The following is an 18,940-nucleotide window of genomic DNA, read 5'->3' as shown; positions in this document are numbered from 1 at the left end:
TTTTTAGCGCGTGAAGCGGAAGTTGATCCAACCGGTGCGGCCGATAACGTCGTAAACGCCCGCCTGCCAGCCTTCGTCGCCGAAATAGGCGCCGCCGGCCTCCGCCCCAGGATAACGCGGCGGCCGCTTATTGAGGGCGTTGCTCAGGCCAGCGTCGATCGTCAGGTGCGGGCTGAGCTGATACGACACATAGAAGTCGTCATACTGGATCGGCTTGGTCTTGTATGGGGTGTACTTGTCCGGCGTAATGGTCACCGTCTGGCGCATGCCGGAATAGAAACGCGATGTCCACCCAATCGACAGCTTGTCGCGGCTGTAGCTGAAGGCGGTGCGGCCCTTCAGTTTCGGGAAGCCGAAAATGCCGGCCGTATCGGTAATGACCTCCGGATGGTCGGGATCGGCGGTGTACTTGTTCTCGAACAAACGCGTCCAGATGCTGTTGACCGACAGGCGGCCGGCATTGGCGCCCCAGCCCCACGACGACAGGTCGACGAAATAGTCGAACTCGGTGTCGATGCCGCTGGTTTTGCGGCGGGCCAGGTTGATGTTCTGCTTGACGACGGAGACGAGGTTATGCGTCACCGGATCGCGCTCGACCAGGCCGCAATAGGTGTTGTCGAGGGTCGGCGCATCCATGCATTTGTTGATGATGGTCTGCGGCTCGATCGCCGAAATGACATTGCTCATGTCGATGTCGTAATAGTCGATCGTGGCCGAGAAATTTCGCATGAAGCGCGGCTGCAGGACGACACCCACGGTCAGCGTCTTGGCGGTTTCGACCTTAAGGTTTGCATTGCCCTTCTTGATGACGTCCAGCCACAGCCAGTAGTCGTTGTGGTTGGCCGGCATGACGGCGGCACAATTGGCCGCGGTGTACTGAGTCTTATCGACGCGGTTGGGTAAGTTGTAATAGTTGCACGGATCGCTCAGCCATTGGCCGCTGATCGACGAAGCGGTGAAGACCTCGCTGATGTTCGGCGCGCGCACGGCCTTGCCGTAAGTGGAGCGGAAGCGGATATCCTTGATCGGCGCCCATTGCAGCCCGTACTTTTCGGTCGTCGTCTTGCCGGCGGTGGAATAGTCGGCGAAACGTACGGCGCTGTCGAACGACAGACGGTAGGCGAAAGGCAGGTCCTTGAGGATCGGCACGCTGAGCTCGGCGAAGGTTTCCTTGACGTCGAACTCGCCCTTGAGCGGGTTTTCGATGATGCCGTAATCGGCGACGAAAGCCGGGTTGTTGGGATCGTATTCCGCGCGCGCGCCGATATTATTGGCTTCCCGGCGATATTCGCCGCCCAGCACGACCTGGACGTCGCCCGCCGGCAGGGTGAGGACGCCGCCGGTCATGTAGCCCGACAGGACATACTGCTCGAGCGAGGTCGATGATTCGCTGGAATCGAACTGCAGATAGTCGATGACGTTCTGCGGCACCGTCTTGAAGGGATTGAGCGGCACGCAGGCCGGATCGTTATTGTCCGGGTCGGCGTCGGCATTGACCGAGCACACCGGCGTGCCGCCTGGCCCCATGACGGCGTCGAGCGCACGCAGATAGCGGTCGTTCGAAGTGTTATTCTTGTCCTGGATCGTTTCCGTGGTCTTGCCGTAGGAGGCGTAGGCCTGCCACGACCAGTCGTGACCGCGGAACAGCGCCGGCAGTTCGCCTTCGAAGCCGGTGACGGCCTGGTAAAGGTCACGCTTGTAGTAGGACTTGGCCTTGCCGAATTCCGGGAACTGACGCACGAAGGTCAGGCCGTCGCCACCGAAGGGCTGGCCGCCATTGGCCGCGGTGATCTCCGGCGTGATGAACGGATTGCCGTCCCAAAGCTTGTTGCCGCCGCCTTCGTACCACAGACCGTATTCGCCGTGCGACTTGTTGGTGGCGTAGTCGAGTTCCAGGAAGTAGCGGACGTTCTCGCTCAGCTGATAGCCGAAGGTGCCGTGGGTGACAAAGCGGTCATTGGGCACGGACAGCAACCAGTTGTCGTAGCGGCCACCGAACTCCGAACCGCTGTTGGTTTCCAGCGAGGTGACGCTGGAATTGAGCGCCAGGTTGGCGGTGGTGGGCAACAGACCCGCCGTGCCGAGCTTGGGCGCGCGCATGGTGCCGTCATCGTTGAAGACATAGGGCTTGGAGCCGAGCAGGACGACAGCGCGCGGCGAATAGCTGAGGCTGTGGCGGTCGTCGATGATCGACATCACGCCGTTGACCGGAGGCCCCCACCATGGATTGCCATAGGCCGTCGACGGGCGATCCTGGCCACCGACGACGCCGTTGGACTGGCCATAATAGCCGTACAGGGTGACATTCGCCTTGCCGCCGGCGAAGTTCTTGCCCCAAAGCACGTCGGCGTCATAACTCGGCATGTCGCCATAGGTCGCATTGCCGTAACGCAGATTGCCTACCAGGCCGTCATAGTTTTTCTTCAGTACGAAGTTGGCGACACCCGCCACGGCGTCGGCGCCGTACAGAGCCGAGGCGCCGCCCGAGATGATTTCGACCCGGTCGACCAGACCCGACGGAATGGTGCTGATGTCGACGGCCGAGGTGCCCGGCGCGCCCGGCACGTGGCGGCGGCCGTTGACCAGGACCAGGGTGCGCTTGGTGCCGAGGCCGCGCAGGTCCAGCGCGTTGAGGCCCGGATGGCCGGTGTCCATCGAATCCTTGTCGCGGTTGGCGTTGGACGTCTGGTCGCTCTGACTGATGACGAGGGCGGGCATCTGGTTGACCAGGTCGGCCACCTGGCGCGCGCCGGACTTGCGGATGGTGTCGGAGGTGATGACGGTCGTCGGGGTGGCGCTGGCCGCGCCCTTGTGGCGAATACGGCTGCCGGTCACCACGACGGTGATTTCATCGGCAGCCTTGTCTTCGCCAGTTTTATCGTCGGCTTGTTTGGCGGTGTCCGCCGATGTCGCGGTCTCCTGCGCGAAAGCCGAGCCTGCGCCGGTTCCGGCGAGGACCAATGCGATTGTGCTGACGCAGCCTAAAATCGTACCGTATTTCGTCATCATCCGCTCCCGCGCAAAGCGTATACCATAGTTAGTATACTATATACGGTTCAAAATATTTGGACGGTGAGATTTGTCAACCAGGAAATAATCAAGGGATCGTGATCGAAATAAAAGACGATTTGAAATCAGCCGGTTATGGCGTCGCAATGGCTTGCCGGCGTTGTATTGCGGCGAAAATATGATGGCTGCGGGTTTTTTGCCGCGCTGGTCGTGGATCAAGCCATTTCGGCCACCGGCGCCGCCGGGTGTCCCGACAGTCTCGCCAACACCCGGTTCCGTAGTATCAGCGATGTGCGTTCCACAGCCCAATGCATCACGGCAGCCACGGCGATCGCCGTGACATAATAGATGACGGCAGCAGTCCAGCCTTGCAACCAACTGGTTGGCAGAAGGGCCAGGTCGGCGTGGAAAACCAGCTTTTGCGACAGATAGAGGCTGTAGGAAATCGCCGCGATAAAGCCGAGACCGGTCCGGCGCAAGGGTTGCAGATAGGGCTCCAGCTTCAGAATGGCCGCCAGCAACAGGGCGACGCCCAGGCCGAACAGAGGATAGAAGATCACCGAGCCCAGTTCGGTCAGGACGAAGCCGTTGACGACGTTCATATAGAGGGTTGCCCCCAGGCATAGAGCCGCCAGGGGCAAGGTGAAGAGCGGCCTGGCGAATCGCACCCACGCTTGCGGATACCATAACCGGAGCGCCGCCAGGCCGACTCCCATGATCAAGCCGTCGAAGCGCGTATAGCTCGGGTAATAGATGGCCTTCATGAACAGCACCGTTTCGCCCCCAGTATGGGTCTTCCAGTCGATCCACAGAGTATGGCGCAGGACCATGCCGCCCGCGATCAAGGCAAGGCCGAGCGCGATCGGCAGCCACGGCCGCCCCAGTTTGCGCTGGAGCAGGACCAGGGCCGGCAGGACGAGATAGAAGTGCTCCTCGGCGCACAGCGACCAGGCATGGCTGAAGGCGCGTTGGGTGCTGACATCGAGGCCGAAGCTCATGGTGAAGGTAAGGAACTTCCACGCCGGCGCCATGGTCGGTCCTTCGCGCCAGCCGGGTATCAGGACATAGATGGCGAGGATCAGCCAGTAGGCCGGCAGGATGCGGAAGAAGCGCTTGATATAGAAAACGACAAGGTTGGGCGCATCACCCCTATGGACGGGTTTCAGCAGCTCGGTGCCGATCAGATAGCCGCTGAGGACGAAGAAGACGTCGACGCCCAACCAGCCGAATTGTCCCCAATAGGTCGTGAAAGCCGGTGGCAGATTGTCGCCCGGCATATGCCAGGCCATGACCAGAAGAATGGCGAGTGCCCGCAGCACATCGGGGCCGATATCGCGTCCTGCCTTCGTGATGTCCATGGCCTTCGCCCCTTCTTGACAAGACCGAAATCTGCCTGCGAATCCGTGATTCGAACAGGTGATCGGGGTGGGATTAGGGTGTTTATTTCTGGCGGACTTGTCTGACGGAGTGGCGGTGGTAAATTCGCCGCGAATGAAGACGGTGCAGGACGGGAGCGCGCATGAAGATCGATCGTATGACGATGAGTTTGTGGTTGGCAGGTGTGTATGGATTTACCATGCCCATCGCCGCCGCGGCGCAAATCGCTCCGACCGTTATACCGGCGCCGGTGACGGCTGTCTCCGCGGCGGTCGGCGATGCCGAGGCCCGATCACGAACCCTGAAGATCGTCGCCAAGAAGATCATCCTGGTCGGCGATTCAACTACCCAGGTCGGCAGCGGCTGGGGCGGCAGTTTTTGCGCCAAGCACGTCACCTCGTTCATCGCCTGCGTCAATCTGGGGCGTGGCGGGCGCTCGACCTTCAGCTATCGCGCCGAAGGCTCGTGGGACCTGGCGCTCGCTGAAATGAAAACGGGCGGTTTTGCCCAAACCTATGTTCTGATCCAGTTCGGTCATAACGATCAGCCGGGTAAGCCGGGACGCTCGACCGATCTCGCCACGGAGTTTCCCGCCAACCTGGTGCGTTATGTCGACGAGGTGCGCGCCACCGGCGCCATTCCGGTACTGGTGACGCCATTGACGCGCCGGACGTTCAAAAACGGCTCGCTGCAAGACGATCTGGAACCGTGGGCCGCCAGTGTACGGCAGGTGGCGCAGACCCTGAATGTACCGCTGGTCGATCTGCATGCCACCTCAGTCGCCGCCGTGCAGGCCATGGGCGCGCGCGCCGCCATCGACCTCGCCGAAACGCCGCCCCCGGCCGACGTGCTGGCGGCGGCCGATACCGGCACGACGATTGCGGCGCCCAAGCCGGATCCGGCCGCGGGTGCGGCAACAGGGACGGAGGTCAATGTCCTGCCGCAAGCCCATCCTACGGTGGTGTTCGACTATACCCATCTCGGGCCAAAGGGCGCGGATCTGTTCGCCACTGAGGTCACAAATGAACTGGCCAAGGCGGTACCCGATCTGCGCGCCGACCTAGTGCCGTGATCAGGCAAACAGGGCGTCGATATCGTCTTGCGAATTGGGCAGGTTCGGGCCTTCGGGCGTCGACGGCGTGGCGAACAGGTCGTCGATATCCGCCTGCCGGGTTTCCGGACCGCCGATGGCCGGGCCGTTGAGCAGCAGGTCGCGGGCGCGCTGTTCGGCGGCGGTCAATGGCGCCGCGGTCGCTGTATCGACCGCACCGACGGCGTCGGCTAGGCGGCTGATCAGGGCATCGATCTGGGTCAGCACCTTGATGATTTTCGAGACGCGCTGGCCGGTAATGTCCTGGAACGAACAGGCCTCGAAAATCTTCATGACCTCGTCGTCGACGCGATCCTTCAGGCCGGGCGTCGACACGTCCATGTCCAGCATGGCCTCAGCGGCCGACATAATGACATTGGTGGCATTTTCGGTGTCCCGGCTGATGGCATGAAGCTCGGCGCCGGCGGTCGGCAGGCCGCTTTGCGATATGGCCTGAGGGCGCAGGTCGCGGATTTCGGCCTTGGCCTCGGCGATATAGCCGATAATGGCTTCGAAGTCCTGGGAACGGCGGGTGTCGAGCCTTGTGAAGAAGCCGCCCATCAGCTCGACCAGGGTTTCGGACTGCTGGACAAGATTCAACAGTTCGGGCTGATCCGCGTCGGGAAGGCTAAGCGGCTGGGTATGGGACATGATGTGCGCGATTATTGCGCAACGGCGACGGAATCGGCGCGGTCGGTCTTCGACCAGTAGGCATCGACATCCTCGCACACCTGTTTCACGTCGTCATAATAGAACGGCTTGGGCAACAGGAAGTTGACCCGGGCGCGGCGCGCCTTGTTGAGCGCGGAGGCGCCGGCATCGGGATTGTCGATTTGGCCGGCGGTCATGATGGCGATCGGCACATGCGGCGCCAGATCGCGATAGATCTCGATATCGTCGAGCGTGTTGTGGCTTTCGACAAAAACATCGAGCACCAATAGATCGAAACTTTGCGACCGGAGTTGTTCAAGAGCGCCGGCATCCTCGGTGACACAGATCGCCTGGTAACCCGCGCGCTGGAACATCTTGCTGATGATGATCGCCTGGGTCCGGCTATCCTCCAGGATCAGAACCGTTCTCGCCATGATATGTCCCGCACATGAGTCTAGTCTCTATGAAGGCGAGTAACGCTTAATATATGGTTAGGGAGGCGTTAAAAGCGGTCAAAGCTCAGTCTCATAATCGATATTTGGTATAGTAACGATGTAACAGTCCGCCACCAATGACAGCCGGAGGTGGCATGAGGTTGTCAATGCGGGGCGCGATATGCATGGGTGCTCGTCTCGCGACGAATCGCACAGTGGCGATTCGGCGCATTTTATTTTGTGAGATAACTGACTTGGCATTGCAGATCGACGACACTGTAACGGCTTTTCTGGATCAATATTTGCGTAAGGTCATCCAGACCGCGGTCGACGGCGATGTCGACGCGGCAATCGGCGATCTCAAGCACGCCGTGATCGCAGCGGCGACCGACGATGAGGATTTCTTCCTGATCGTCGGCGGCGGCGATCCGATGATGGTCGAGCACGAGCACGAGGACGAGCCGGGTGAAGGGGAAGCGGTCCTTGAACCAGGCGACGAGACCACCTCGGAAGATGGGGTCGATGTTGAGCCGCAGGGCGACAGTCTGCGCGACTATCTCGGTCATGATACCCTGCCGTCAGCCGAGCAGGACGACGTTTAGGTGCCTATCGCTTAATCCGCGCCGGTCAGGGCGTTTTCGTCCATGCGTTCGACCACCCAGTTCGAACTGGTGCCCGGCAGGCGATAGAGGCCGGGATCGCCGGCGCGCCACGGGCGGCAGATGGCGCGTTTACCCTCGATCAGAAAGATAAGGCATTCGGCGCCGATATCCTGGATCAGGACCTGGTGGCGGCTGTCGTCGGGCGTATTGAGGTCGAGGCTGTCGCCGATATGCAGGGCGCCGCCGCGCACGCTCAAAGTCATGCCGGGGGCGATCGTGGCCGTTCCGGTTTTTGTGTAATGGTTCATGCGGGATACTCCCTGTTGCGGCCGGCAAGAAACGCTGCGGCTTGACTGAGGGTTGCCGCGACGGGTGTAAAAATTCAATTCGAGGTTTCGCGAAAAGAGCGTTTTATCGACCGCGGAACTGCCCGAACAACCCTAATTACTGCGGATTCTCCAGGCTGAACTGATCCGCGCCTTCGTCATAGGCGAAGGCTTCCGCATATCGGCCCCATTGAATGACAACCTTGAGCGTTTCATCGGCATAATCCTCCGACATCAGGTCTTCCAATTCGTCGCGAAAGCGGCGGGCGGGCGCCTTGCGGCTCGGCCGGTCATCCAATACGCGTCGGATATGCGCCGCCAAAGGCACGTAGTTCAGCAGGTGCTGCGCGAACAATTGCTTGCGCTGGTCGACCTCCGACTCGACGTAGCGCCGCGCCGCCGGCAGCAGGGTCAGGGCGCCGCCTTCCAGTTCGGCGAAACGCAGCAATTGCAACACTTCGGCGATCGGGAACAGTTCGTCGGCTTCGTATTGCAGCTCATGCGCCAGTTTGGCCAGTTCGGCGCTGCCGTTGTAGGGGGCAGCGGCGATGGCCTCCATCAGGCCGGCCAGGGTGTTGGTCGAAACGCGCGGCAGGGCCATGCCAATACCCATGCCGGGGAACAGCCCGTCGCGTTGTTGGTCGGGCGTGGTGCGCTGGGTCATGCGGGCATAGATGTCCTCGACCAGGGCGCGGAAGGCCGGAGCCTGGCGGTTACGCGGCTGGGTCAGGTTGACCTTGATTTCGGCGACGACCCGGCCGGGATTGGATGAGAAGACCAGGATGCGGTCGCACATCAGCACGGCTTCCTCGATATTGTGCGTCACCATCAGGATCGACTTGATCGGCATCCGGCCTTCGTACCACAGGTCGAGCAGGTCGGTGCGCAGGGTCTCGGCGGTCAGGACGTCGAGCGCCGAAAACGGCTCGTCCATCAGCAGGATCGACGGGTCGACGACCAGGGCCCGCGCCAGGCCGACACGCTGGCGCATACCGCCGGACAGCTCCTTGGGATAGGCCGTTTCGAAACCGTCGAGGCCGATCAGGTCGATGGCGGCCAGGGCGCGGCGGCGGCGCTCTTCCGGGGCGACGCGCTTGGCTTCGAGGCCGACCTCGACATTTTCGAGCACGGTCAGCCACGGGAACAGGGCAAAGCTCTGGAACACCATGCTGACGGTGGTGGGGCCGCAATCCGGGACTTTCGGAAAGGCCACCGTGCCTTCGGTCGGCTTTATCAGGCCGGCGATGGAGCGCAGCAGGGTGGATTTGCCCGAGCCCGAGCGGCCGAGGAGACCGACGATTTCATTGTCCTTGAGCGTCAGGTCGACATTGTCGAGCACCAGCAGGCCGGAGCCGCCGGACTTGCCATAGACGTGACGGACATCGCGGACTTCGACGAGGGAATGGGTTTGAACGAGGGCCATGTTGCGGCTCCCCTGACTTTAATTGATGCGAAGGCGGCGTTCGGCGAAGCGGTACATGGGCCGCCAGACCGAGCGATTGAAAGCGATGACGAAGACGCTCATGACAGCGATGCCGAGTGCAACGCGCGGATAGTCCCCGGCCGCCGTCGCCTTGGCGATAAAGGCGCCCAGGCCGGTCGCCTCGAGATGACGGTTGCCCCAGGTGACGACCTCGGCGACGATACTGGCGTTCCAGCAGCCGCCCGACGCCGTCAGGGCGCCGGTGACATAGTAGGGGAAGATGGCCGGCAGGACGATTTGCCTCCACCACTGCCACCGTTTGATCCCGAAGATGCCGGCGACCTCCTTCATGTCGCCGGGAATGGCGCTGGCCCCGGCAATGACATTGAACAGGATGTACCATTGCGTCCCCATGATCATCAGCGGCGACAGCCAGATGTTGGGATCCAGCCTGAGCGCCACGATCGCCATCACCGCGAAGGGAAACAGCACATTGGCCGGAAAGGCAGCCAGGAACTGGGCGATGGGCTGCAGCCGTTCCGCCCATGCCGGACGCAGGCCGATCCCCACGCCGACCGGCACCCAGATCAGGCTGGCCAGGACGATCAGTACGGCCACCCGGATCATGGTCGCCATCCCCAGACCGAAGGTGGAAAGGACATCGGTCCAGGTGAGGTGACGGGCGATGAAGTCGGCCAGCAGCCACAGGGCGCCTGTGCAGGCGACGATCACGCCGCCGATCCACAGGGCATCCAGTGCCTTGCCGGTTCTTTGGCCGACCGTGACGCGCACCTGCGGCACTGCTGGCAGTTTCGACCATTCCACCGCCGCCAGCCTGTGCAGCGGCCACAACAGCACATGGACGCCCTGGCGCAGCAGCTTCGTCCGGCGCACCATGTCGTAGAGCCACGATTGAGGCGCTTCCTGAGAAGCGGTCTGTTCGAAACGGAACTTGTCCGCCCACGCGACGACCGGCCGGAATACGAACTGGTCATAGATCACGATGACGATCGCCATGGCGGCAACCCCGATCCACACCGCCTTGAAATCTTCATGGGAGATGGCAATGGACAGCCATGACCCTATGCCCGGCAAAGTCACCGTCGTGCGTCCGACCGTGATCGCTTCGGAGGCCACGACGAAGAACCAGCTGCCCGACATCGACATCATCATGTTCCATACGAGGCTGGGTATGGCATAGGGCAGTTCAAGCCGGATAAACCGCCGCCACGGCGAGAAGCCGAACTGGCGCGTCACCTCGTCAAGGTCGGACGGCAAGGTGCGTAGGGATTGATAGAAGCTGAACGCCATGTTCCAGGCCTGGGCGGTGAAGATGGCGAAGATGGCGGCGCATTCGACACCCAGCTGGCTGCCGGGAAACAGGCCCATGAACATCGTGACGGTGAAGGTCAGGAAACCCAGGACCGGAACGGATTGCAGGATGTCGAGCGCCGGCACGGTGATCATTTCCGCCTTTTTGCTCTTGGCGGCCAGCGTGGCGACCGTGAAGGTGAAGATCAGCGAGGCGAACAGGGCGGCGAACATGCGCAAGGTCGTGCGCAGGGCGTATTCCGGCAGGCGCGCCACATCCAGGGTCACGGGCGAGGCCTGCAATTGCGCCAGTGGCGCTTCCATCTGCTCCGCGCCATGGATGACCAGGACGGTCAGGCCGGCCAGGAGGATGAAGGCCGCAAAATCAGACCACGGCAACCCGCTGCCGCGGCGCAGCATGCGCACAGGCGGCCGGGCGCCTTTGGCATCTTCGAAAAAGAAGACCATGGCTCACCTTTGGTGTCAGAGGCCGCATTCGGCCACTACCGGCGAGCCTTGAAACCCCAAGGCTGTCAGCGTGTCCGGTGCGGCGGATTAGATCGACTACTGTCGCTGGGCATAGGGTTGAGTTCCGTGAATTTATCCGGATTGGTGCGTTGCAATATCCGGCTGACGCGCCCCATAGTCCCGGCCGATTGCGCTGTCAAGCCGGGGTAAAAACAAAGCGCATTTTGTCACAGGCTAGGCAGGAACGACAGGGCTAGGCCGATGGCGGCGCAGACGGCGATGACGGCCAGGACATTCGCCTTGAAGCGGATCAGGGCGACACCGGCGGCGACGGCGATCACGGCCGATATCCAGTCGAAATGCCCACCAAAGCCTTGTGGCCACAGGACGTGATAGGCAAAGAACAGGGCGAGATTGAGGATGACGCCGACCACGGCGGCGGTGATGGCGGTGAGCGGCGCGGTGAATTTGAGATTGTTGTGGGTGGTCTCGATCAGCGGTCCGCCGGCGAAGATGAAGATGAAGGACGGCAGGAAGGTGAACCAGGTGACGACGCAGGCGGCGGCCGCGCCGGCCAGCCAGAGATGGTCCGGCCCGAAGTAGCCCTTGCCGTAGCCGCCGACGAAACCGACGAAGGTGACGACCATGATCAGCGGCCCGGGCGTGGTTTCGCCGAGCGCCAGGCCGTCGATCATCTGGGGGCCGGTGAGCCAGCCATAATGGGTCACCGCGCCTTGGTAGACATAGGGCAGGACGGCATAGGCGCCGCCGAAGGTCAGGAGCGCCGCCTGGGAAAAGAAGACGCCCATCTCGCTGAGCGGATGGTTCCAGCCGAGGCCGAAGCCGAGGGCGGCTATGGGCAGGAGCCACAGGGCGAGGCCGGCCAGGACGACGCCGGAGAGGCGCGGCCAGGTGAAGCGGGCGTGGGGCGGGGTGGGGGTGTCGTCGTCGATCAGGGCGGCGCCATAGGATTTATCATGGGCGCCGTGGCCGCCGCCGGTCTTGAAGAGGTTTGGGGCGACCTTGCCGCCGATCAGGCCAATGACGGCGGCGGCGGCGACGATGAGCGGAAACGGCGTATGGAAGGCGAAGATGGCGACAAAGGCGGCCGCGGCGATAGCCCACAGGACGGGGTTTTTCAGGGCGCGCCCACCGATGCGGTGGACGGCCTGGACGACGATGGCCGTGACGGCGGGCTTGATGCCATGGAACAGGCCGGCGACCAGGGGGACGTGACCGAAGGCGACATAGACCCAGGACAGGGCTATCAGGATGACCAGGGACGGCAGGACGAACAGCCCGCCGGCGATGATGCCGCCACGCGTCTTGTGCATCAGCCAGCCGATATAGGTGGCCAGTTGCTGGGCTTCGGGGCCGGGCAGGACCATGCAGTAGTTGAGGGCATGGAGGAAGCGCCTTTCCGAGATCCAGCGCCGGCGCTCGACCAGTTCCTGGTGCATGATGGCGATCTGGCCGGCCGGTCCGCCGAAGCTGATGAAGCCGAGTTTGAGCCAGAAGCCGAAGGCCTGGCTGAGAGTCACGGGGGCGGGCGGTGCGGCGTCGGCGTCGGTCATGACGGGAGCTTAATGCGAATGTGTGACAGGCGGCAAAAGGTTTTATAGCGGCGACCGATATTGCGATGCCGCGAATGAGTAGACAAGGCACGCATTCGCGGGCAAGTTTTATTGAAAAGATTAGTGTTTTTGCCGCAGGAATGCGTGGGCTGTAAAATAATATATTACCGTATAGGGCTGGCCGGTCAATAGCCTGCCGCCTTGCCGTCGATCAGCTGTTCCGGGGTAAAACCGGTCATGGTGCCCGTCGCCGGGTCGCGCTCTATCAAGACCAGCATGCCGGTATCGATATAGCCGGCCTGGGACAGCTTCAGGCCGCGCTTTTGCATCTCGGCGACGACGCTCGGACTATAGCGCTTGTCGAGCGCGTTGCTCGACATATCGGCCGTCATCTTGCTCAGATCGAGGGCGTAACCGCCAAAGCGCGGCGTCAGGGCGATGCGCTCCGGGCTCCAGTCGAAGTCGAGCGCACTGGTCGTCAACTCGAAATCGGCAGGCCACAGCGAAGCGGAAAACGTGCTGGCCGCCAGCCGGAGTTGGCCCTTATCGAAGGCCAGGGTCGCCGACAGGGGCTCAATAATATAGCTGGCCGGGGGCGTGCTGTAGGCCAGGCCTTCGACAAAGGGGTGCAGGGTCGCCGTATTGTTCAGCGGCACGCCGCCGACGAAGATACCGCTGCCGAAGGGCAGGGATTCGATCGTGTGGGTTCCTGTCACCGTGTTGCCGTCGGCATCGGCGACGACCACGCTATAGCTGTGCGAGCCCAGTTGCGGGAGATAGGTGCGATCCGTCTTGCTGGTGACGTCCTGCCACAGGGCATCGGCGCGATCGCCATCCAGCAGGGCTTGCAAGGCTTGGGGGTCGTCAAAAAAGCTCTGCGCGCCTAACGATGGTTCAGTACTGATGGCGCGGCTGATGCGGATCATGGTCTCAAGGCCGTCGAGGGATTCGGAATAATGTCCCATGGCCGCGATGTCGGCGTGCTGCAAAACCTCGAGCGCCAGCAACAGGCGCGCCCCGCCGCTATTGTGGCCGCCCAAGGCGTAGATGTCGCGACCGCGATAGACGATATGCAGGGGTTGTGACCATTCGGGCTTGTAATCGGCCAGATCTTTCAGGCTCATCTCGCCGCCTTCGGCCCTGAGGCTTCGCACGGCTTCCACCGCCCATGGACCCGTGTACATATAGGCCGCGCCCTTGTCCGCTATGGCGTCGAGCGTGTCGGCCATGACCGGCAGTTTCAAGGTTTCACCGGCCGTGACCGGTGTGCCGTCGGCGTGAAAATAGGTGGCGGCGCCATAGGGCGAATGTTTGATGGTGGCGGCATAGGCTGCGACGATCGCCGAATACAGATAGTCCACCGTAAAGCCGTCGCGCGCCAGGTTGGCCGCCGGCGTGACAAGGTCGCGCCACGGCAATTTGCCATATTTGGTATGCAGGGCTTCGAGGCCGGCGAGCGCGCCGGGTATCAACACCTGTTTGCCGGGCGCGGTGTCTCCCGAACGCCACTGACCGGTCGGGCTTTGCACGGTCTTGAGCGGCGCCACGAGGCTGTCGACCTTATGATCCTCGGCGCGATAGACCAGGACGCCCAGGGGGCCGCCCAGGCTGCTGGCGCCGGGGGATTGGACGTAATCGGCAAATGTGACGGCGATAAAGGCGTCGGTCGCATTGCCGCCTTGTCGCAGTATGTCGAGCCCGATATCGACCGAGCGGCTGTGGCAGGCGGCGATCATGGCGTGTTGCGCCTGACCCATTGTGCCTTTTTTGGCGGCGTATTGTTGGGTGAGTTGTGCCGCTTCGGCGGTCTCCGTGCCCCAGAAGGTTGACGGTTTGGGCGCCTCCTGGCTGAAGGCGGTGGAGCCGGAGGCCATGACGAGGACGGCCATCGCCGCCGAAAGGGATTTCAGGGTATGCAGGCGCGTCATGGGTCCTCCCCGGAGTCGCGGACTCCCGGTGTTGAAAAGGGGTTGTTGTGAGATGTAGGGCAGGCGGTGTGGAGTATTCTTTCAGCTCAATCGCCGCATGGCTCCTCGCATCAGCTCGGGCGGGCGCTTGCCCGCTGCCAACAGCCGACGAGTCAAGCTCGTCGGTTGTTGGTTACTGCTCCAGGGCGTGCATCCGTTGCAATTCGGTGGCGCGGTAAGCGTAGCGAATACTGAAGAGGGTGACGATGACTCCGATCGAGAACGGGCAGCCAACGCCGAGGAGCACCGCATAGATGGGCATGGGCTGCTTGACCACGACGGCGATCACGCCGGCTATGGTCAAGGCAAGGCCGAATGCCAGGCCGGCATAGACATGGCCGTAGACCCAGGCGTGGCCGCGGCCGTGTCGGATGAAATAGTGGCCGAGGACACCGACCGTGAAACCCCAAACAGCGCATACCACGCCTGCCGCGGGGCCGAGCCAGATCAGGTTGTCCAATGCAAACCAGGGCGCTTGTGCGATCATGACTTCGTTCCTTTGCTAAGGTTCGTATAGATGTCGAGGAGTTGTTTGCCGACGGCGGGATCGATGCTGCCGTCCGCCAGCAGGCTGCGAATTTTGCGCGTCATCGGATCGCTGTCCTGGACGCTTTCGCTGGATTTCAGGCGGGCAATGACGCGGTCGAGGCGGAGACGGATGGTCGGATAGGAAATCCCGTATTGTTGGGCCAGATCTTTCAGGGAGCCGGAGGCCAAGACGAGGCGCCGTATGAATTCCAGGTCTTCCGACGGCAAGTCGGCTACCCAGGTCGGGACGGCGGATGGAGGTGTGGTCATGGGCGGGGACTTACATAAAATTAAAATCGACTTTAATATTATCAACATAAACAAAATTAAAGTCAACATCAATTTTGTTGATATATTTGCAGGGCCGGCTTTGTTTCGGTTTGTCTGTTCATTTTGCCGGTTGTGTCGGTATGCGCCACGTGGTCGTATGGCCGAACAGTCCGGGGTCCAAGAACGTGAGCCGTCAAATTTTGTCCTGCTTTTTTTCGTCCGCTGCTGAGCCGCGCAAGAATGGAGCCGGTTTATGAGCCTTCCGGTTGCCAATGAAGACTTCGCGGTGGTCACCTCGCTGATCGAGGCCGCGCGGCATAGGGCTTATGCGGCGGTCAATACCACCTTGATCGAGCTATATTGGCAGATCGGCGAAACCTTGAGCCGCAAGATTGCCGCCGCCGAATGGGGCGAAGGCGTCGTGCCGCAACTGGCACAGCACATCGCTGTGGCCTATCCCGGTTTGCGCGGATTTACGGCGCGCAACCTCTATCGCATGCGGCAATTCCACGAGACTTATAGTGGCGATGAATTTGTGTCACCAGTGGTGTCACAATTGCCATGGACTCATCATCTGATCATCATGAGCCAGAGTCAGCGTCCGGAAGAGCGCCAATTCTATGTGTGTCAGGCTATAGCCGAGAAGTGGAGCAAACGCGAACTCGAGCGGCAAATGAAGACCGCCCTATTCGAGCGTACGGTTCTGCACCCGCCAAAAGTCTCAGCAGTGGCGAGACAATTGTTCCCGACCGCCACGAGCGTTTTTAAAGACGCCTATATGGTTGAATTTCTTGGGCTTCCGGATACGCATCTTGAGGCCGATCTGCATAAGGGCCTGCTGGCGACTCTGAAAAATTTTCTGGTCGAGCTGGGCGGCGATTTTTGTTTTGTCGGCTCGGAATATCCGCTCCAGGTCGGCGGCCGCGACTTCGCGCTCGACCTGCTGTTCTTTCACCGCGGTCTGAATGCGTTGGTGGCGATCGAGCTGAAGATCGGCCGTTTCGAACCGGAGCATCTGGGCAAGCTCAGCTTCTATCTCGAGGCTCTGGATCGCGACGTGCGCAAGGCCCACGAAAGTCCAGCGATAGGCCTGCTGTTATGCGCCAGCACCGATGACGAGGTGGTGGAATATGCCCTCAGCCGCAGCCTATCCCCGGCCCTGGTGGCGCAGTATCAAACCCAGCTTCCGGATAAGGCGTTGCTGCGCGCCAAGCTGCATGAGTTTTACCAGCTGACCGTGGGTGAACACGGCGACGGTGGGTTGGAATAGGTGTCCTTGTCGTGCTTGGTCATGACATCGCCGGCGTTATAGGGCGCATGACTACGTGCTCGCGGCGGTTTAGAGGTGGCTAATGGCCCGCCGGGCGCCCTTAAACGGGGCGATGGCGGTGGCGAGGTTGCGGATTTCGGGGGTAATTTCGCAGGCCGGGGGTGGGGAGTACGGAGTTTCACAAATTCTTATAGGTGGAACGCGCGCCTCATTCACCCATTTCCACCCATTTAGCGGGAGGCGAAAAAGCTTATCGGCGTTCGTTCACCCAATTCCACCCATTTAGACGGGGGGCGGAAGAGCCTATTGGCGGTTATCTTTTGGACCAGGTTTGGCCATCGAACTCCCAGACATCGTCGACATAGTGGCCGTTGGCGTCCATGCCGCCAAACAGCACCACCCGGTCGCGTTTGGTGTCATAGGCCATGACGAACTGGATGCGGGCCGGCGGGCCGTCCGTGGCGACGCGTGTCCAGGTCTTGCCGTCATAGGCCCAGGTGTCGCCGTAGAAATGGCCGGCTGCGTCCTCGCCGCTGAACAGAACCATGCGGTGGCGTTTGCTGTCATAGGCGAGGCCGGGCCAGGCGCGCGGGCCGGGACCCTGGTCCGTCGTCATGCTCCAACCCTTGCCGTCCCATTCCCAGGTGTCGCCGAGGCCCGCCAGCGGGCGGAAGCCGCCATAGAGCACGGTGACGCCGCGGTCGGAATCGTAGGCCATGGCGGTCGGATCGCGCAGGGACGGGCCGGCCAGCCAGGTCTGGTTCCAGGTTCCGTCGAAGGTCCAGGTGTCGGCCAGTTCGACCTGGCCATTACGGCCGCCGAACATGACCATCTGGTCGCGTTGCGTATCGTAGACCATGGCGGCGCCGACGCGTGCCATGGTCGGCTCTTCGCTGAGTGTTTGCCAATGGTCGCCGTCCAGCACGCTGAGCTTGTCGTCATTGCGATCGCCGTCGCCCGTGCCGCCGAAGGTCAGGATGCGGTCGCGCCTGGCGTCATAGGCCATGGCCGGCACGATCTTCGGCACACCGCTGTCGCCGATATAGCGCCAGCCCTGTCCATTCCACGCCCAGATATCGCCCAGGCGTTTGACGCCGTTGTCATAGGTGAAGCCGCCATAGATGATCAGCTCGCCGGTCGCCGTATCATAGGCGCCGGCGTGGTGGGCGCGCGGCTGCGGGTGAAGCGCGACATCGACCGGTTGGGCCTGGGTTGCGCCGACGCAGACCAAGGCGGTCAACAGGGCAAGAAGAGGACGGACGGTGTTGGACAAGATCATGGCGGGGCTCCTTGTCATGATCTTATACGAAGGTTTTCGTAGAATCAACGAAAAGCTTCGTAGATAGCGTGCCGGGCTCGCCGCGTGCTTCAAGGTGGCCAATCGGTCCGCCGGAGGGAGCTGGAGGCCCGCCATGGGTCAATAAATCAGTTGCTCCGGCGGCGGCACAAGTTCAAAGTCGGCGTGTGAGTGGAATGGCGCCGGGCCCAAGGCGCAATACGGGGCGCTTCTTTACCGATGGCGACAATTTACGATGTAGCTGAAAAAGCCGGGGTTTCGGCCAAGACCGTGTCGCGCGTGGTCAATGACGACCCGGCGGTCAAGGCCAGGACGCGCGAGCGGGTGCTGGAGGTCATGGCGAGCCTCGATTACCGGCCGAACATGCAGGCGCGGCAGTTGCGCAAGGGTACGCGCGCCTCGATCGGCCTATTGCTGGAGGATCCGACGAGCGGCTATCAGGGGCGGTTTCATTCCGCCATGCTGACCGCCTGCATGGAATCGTCGAAATATCTGTCGGTCGAGCTGTATGAGCCGGGGCGGGCCGATTGGCAGGCCTATCTCGACCGGTTCATCACCGATGCCGGCATCAAGGACATGATCCTGCTGCCGACCCTGTGCGACTTCGGACCGTTGAAATCCTTCCTGAAACAGCGCGGCATCAATTGCGTCCTGATCTCGCCGTCAGCGCCGGACAGCCACTATGCCTCGGTGGCCATGGACGATCGCAAGGCGGCGCGCGACGTCACGGAATATCTGTTCGGCCTGGGCCATACCCGGATCGCCCATATCGCCGGCCATCCCGACCACGCCGCCTCGATCCTGCGCCGGCTGGGCTATCAGGAGGCGTTCGACGCCATCGCCGCGCCACGCCCGCCCCAGGACTATGTCGCCCAGGGTTCGTTTTCGTTCCGCTCGGGGTTCGAGGCCGCCGAACGTCTGCTGAGCCTGCCCGACCGGCCGACGGCTATCTTTGCCTGCAATGACGAAATGGCGGCGGCGGCCTGTTCGGTGGCGCACAAGATGGGTTTGCGCATCCCTGAGGACATCGCCATCGTCGGTTTCGACGACGCACCGATTTCGTCCGCCATCTGGCCGACCCTGACGACGGTCAGGCAGCCCTATCTGGAGATGGCCCGGCGCAGTGTCGCCATTCTCAACACTGCCGGCGAGGTTTTGACCGCCAGCGATACCCAGGTCCGCCATATCATCCCGCATGAACTGATCGCCCGCGAAACGACCTGATGTCCCCCTCGGCGGCTTGGCAGCCACATCCGCAAGTCACACGCGTGGCGAAAAATGACATCGATGACATTTATTCTTGACGCTCCTGACAATATGCCACAGATTTAGGCCGTCGCGAC

16 protein-coding genes are annotated in these 18,940 nt (G+C 61.9%); 4 read left to right on the top strand and 12 right to left on the bottom strand.

Annotation, left to right across the window (positions count from 1 at the left end):
* Window positions 1–3 precede the first annotated feature (3 nt).
* Entirely contained in the window at window positions 4–3,006 is a 3,003-nt protein-coding gene (locus AC1DX3_RS05025) for a TonB-dependent receptor domain-containing protein (RefSeq protein ID WP_476988150.1), read from the bottom strand.
* A 218-nt stretch (window positions 3,007–3,224) separates the two neighbouring features.
* The gene (locus tag AC1DX3_RS05020) at window positions 3,225–4,367 is read right to left on the bottom strand and encodes an acyltransferase family protein (protein WP_476988149.1); all 1,143 of its coding nucleotides are present in this window, start codon (window positions 4,365–4,367) and stop codon (window positions 3,225–3,227) included.
* Window positions 4,368–4,528: 161 nt separating this feature from the next.
* Between AC1DX3_RS05020 and AC1DX3_RS05015 the strand changes: the two genes are divergently transcribed.
* Window positions 4,529–5,458: a rhamnogalacturonan acetylesterase gene (locus AC1DX3_RS05015; protein ID WP_476988148.1), complete on the top strand. Its 930-nt coding sequence runs from the start codon at window positions 4,529–4,531 to the stop codon at window positions 5,456–5,458.
* Here the strand turns inward: AC1DX3_RS05015 and AC1DX3_RS05010 are convergent, their stop codons facing one another.
* A complete protein-coding gene (locus AC1DX3_RS05010) occupies window positions 5,459–6,127 on the bottom strand; it encodes a protein phosphatase CheZ (protein WP_476988147.1) in 669 nt (222 codons plus the stop codon).
* 11 nt (window positions 6,128–6,138) lie between these two features.
* Window positions 6,139–6,561 carry a response regulator gene (locus AC1DX3_RS05005; protein WP_476988146.1) on the bottom strand — a complete coding sequence of 141 codons (423 nt, stop codon included), beginning with the start codon at window positions 6,559–6,561 and terminating at the stop codon, window positions 6,139–6,141.
* Between the two features lie 254 nt (window positions 6,562–6,815).
* Here AC1DX3_RS05005 and AC1DX3_RS05000 point away from each other — a divergent pair, with 254 nt between their 5' ends.
* Window positions 6,816–7,163, top strand: coding sequence for a hypothetical protein (locus AC1DX3_RS05000; RefSeq protein WP_476988145.1), 348 nt, complete (start codon window positions 6,816–6,818; stop codon window positions 7,161–7,163).
* An 11-nt stretch (window positions 7,164–7,174) separates the two neighbouring features.
* On the opposite strand, the gene AC1DX3_RS04995 is transcribed toward AC1DX3_RS05000, so the two are convergent.
* The 7 genes from AC1DX3_RS04995 to AC1DX3_RS04965 form a co-directional block, all read right to left on the bottom strand.
* Entirely contained in the window at window positions 7,175–7,471 is a 297-nt protein-coding gene (locus AC1DX3_RS04995; protein WP_476988144.1) for a hypothetical protein, read from the bottom strand.
* A gap of 136 nt (window positions 7,472–7,607) precedes the next feature.
* Window positions 7,608–8,912 carry an ABC transporter ATP-binding protein gene (locus AC1DX3_RS04990; protein WP_476988143.1) on the bottom strand — a complete coding sequence of 435 codons (1,305 nt, stop codon included), beginning with the start codon at window positions 8,910–8,912 and terminating at the stop codon, window positions 7,608–7,610.
* An 18-nt stretch (window positions 8,913–8,930) separates the two neighbouring features.
* Window positions 8,931–10,691, bottom strand: a complete 1,761-nt coding sequence (locus AC1DX3_RS04985; protein WP_476988142.1) for an ABC transporter permease — start codon at window positions 10,689–10,691, stop codon at window positions 8,931–8,933.
* Window positions 10,692–10,918: 227 nt separating this feature from the next.
* The gene (gene chrA, locus AC1DX3_RS04980) at window positions 10,919–12,265 is read right to left on the bottom strand and encodes a chromate efflux transporter (protein WP_476988141.1); all 1,347 of its coding nucleotides are present in this window, start codon (window positions 12,263–12,265) and stop codon (window positions 10,919–10,921) included.
* Window positions 12,266–12,450: 185 nt separating this feature from the next.
* Entirely contained in the window at window positions 12,451–14,193 is a 1,743-nt protein-coding gene (locus tag AC1DX3_RS04975) for a gamma-glutamyltransferase (RefSeq protein ID WP_476988140.1), read from the bottom strand.
* Between the two features lie 172 nt (window positions 14,194–14,365).
* Window positions 14,366–14,719 (bottom strand): hypothetical protein, encoded by a 354-nt coding sequence (locus AC1DX3_RS04970; protein ID WP_476988139.1) that lies wholly within the window; start codon window positions 14,717–14,719, stop codon window positions 14,366–14,368.
* Window positions 14,716–15,030: a DUF2089 family protein gene (locus AC1DX3_RS04965; RefSeq protein ID WP_476988138.1), complete on the bottom strand. Its 315-nt coding sequence runs from the start codon at window positions 15,028–15,030 to the stop codon at window positions 14,716–14,718. Before AC1DX3_RS04965 ends, AC1DX3_RS04970 begins: the two co-directional genes overlap by 4 nt.
* Window positions 15,031–15,283: 253 nt before the next feature.
* Between AC1DX3_RS04965 and AC1DX3_RS04960 the strand changes: the two genes are divergently transcribed.
* On the top strand, window positions 15,284–16,300 hold the full coding sequence (locus tag AC1DX3_RS04960; RefSeq protein ID WP_476988137.1) for a PDDEXK nuclease domain-containing protein: 1,017 nt from the start codon (window positions 15,284–15,286) through the stop codon (window positions 16,298–16,300).
* Between the two features lie 313 nt (window positions 16,301–16,613).
* Here AC1DX3_RS04960 and AC1DX3_RS04955 read toward each other — a convergent pair whose 3' ends face one another.
* Complete coding sequence (locus AC1DX3_RS04955; protein ID WP_476988136.1) at window positions 16,614–17,579, bottom strand: Kelch repeat-containing protein; 966 nt, start codon at window positions 17,577–17,579, stop codon at window positions 16,614–16,616.
* A 237-nt stretch (window positions 17,580–17,816) separates the two neighbouring features.
* On the opposite strand from AC1DX3_RS04955, the gene AC1DX3_RS04950 reads away from it, so the two are divergent.
* A complete protein-coding gene (locus AC1DX3_RS04950) occupies window positions 17,817–18,821 on the top strand; it encodes a LacI family DNA-binding transcriptional regulator (protein WP_476988135.1) in 1,005 nt (334 codons plus the stop codon).
* Window positions 18,822–18,940 lie beyond the last annotated feature (119 nt).

Source organism: Asticcacaulis sp. P2_B1 (assembly GCF_056404915.1).
This window is presented reverse-complemented; position numbering and strand designations above follow the sequence as displayed.

Coding starts and splice junctions, on each gene's coding strand:
- AC1DX3_RS05025 (WP_476988150.1), bottom strand. CDS start 3,006: ATGACGAAATACGGTACGATTTTAGGCTGCGTCAGCACAATCGCATTG.
- AC1DX3_RS05020 (WP_476988149.1), bottom strand. CDS start 4,367: ATGGACATCACGAAGGCAGGACGCGATATCGGCCCCGATGTGCTGCGG.
- AC1DX3_RS05015 (WP_476988148.1), top strand. CDS start 4,529: ATGAAGATCGATCGTATGACGATGAGTTTGTGGTTGGCAGGTGTGTAT.
- AC1DX3_RS05010 (WP_476988147.1), bottom strand. CDS start 6,127: ATGTCCCATACCCAGCCGCTTAGCCTTCCCGACGCGGATCAGCCCGAA.
- AC1DX3_RS05005 (WP_476988146.1), bottom strand. CDS start 6,561: ATGGCGAGAACGGTTCTGATCCTGGAGGATAGCCGGACCCAGGCGATC.
- AC1DX3_RS04995 (WP_476988144.1), bottom strand. CDS start 7,471: ATGAACCATTACACAAAAACCGGAACGGCCACGATCGCCCCCGGCATG.
- AC1DX3_RS04990 (WP_476988143.1), bottom strand. CDS start 8,912: ATGGCCCTCGTTCAAACCCATTCCCTCGTCGAAGTCCGCGATGTCCGT.
- AC1DX3_RS04985 (WP_476988142.1), bottom strand. CDS start 10,691: ATGGTCTTCTTTTTCGAAGATGCCAAAGGCGCCCGGCCGCCTGTGCGC.
- chrA (WP_476988141.1), bottom strand. CDS start 12,265: ATGACCGACGCCGACGCCGCACCGCCCGCCCCCGTGACTCTCAGCCAG.
- AC1DX3_RS04975 (WP_476988140.1), bottom strand. CDS start 14,193: ATGACGCGCCTGCATACCCTGAAATCCCTTTCGGCGGCGATGGCCGTC.
- AC1DX3_RS04970 (WP_476988139.1), bottom strand. CDS start 14,719: ATGATCGCACAAGCGCCCTGGTTTGCATTGGACAACCTGATCTGGCTC.
- AC1DX3_RS04965 (WP_476988138.1), bottom strand. CDS start 15,030: ATGACCACACCTCCATCCGCCGTCCCGACCTGGGTAGCCGACTTGCCG.
- AC1DX3_RS04960 (WP_476988137.1), top strand. CDS start 15,284: ATGAGCCTTCCGGTTGCCAATGAAGACTTCGCGGTGGTCACCTCGCTG.
- AC1DX3_RS04955 (WP_476988136.1), bottom strand. CDS start 17,579: ATGATCTTGTCCAACACCGTCCGTCCTCTTCTTGCCCTGTTGACCGCC.
- AC1DX3_RS04950 (WP_476988135.1), top strand. CDS start 17,817: ATGGCGACAATTTACGATGTAGCTGAAAAAGCCGGGGTTTCGGCCAAG.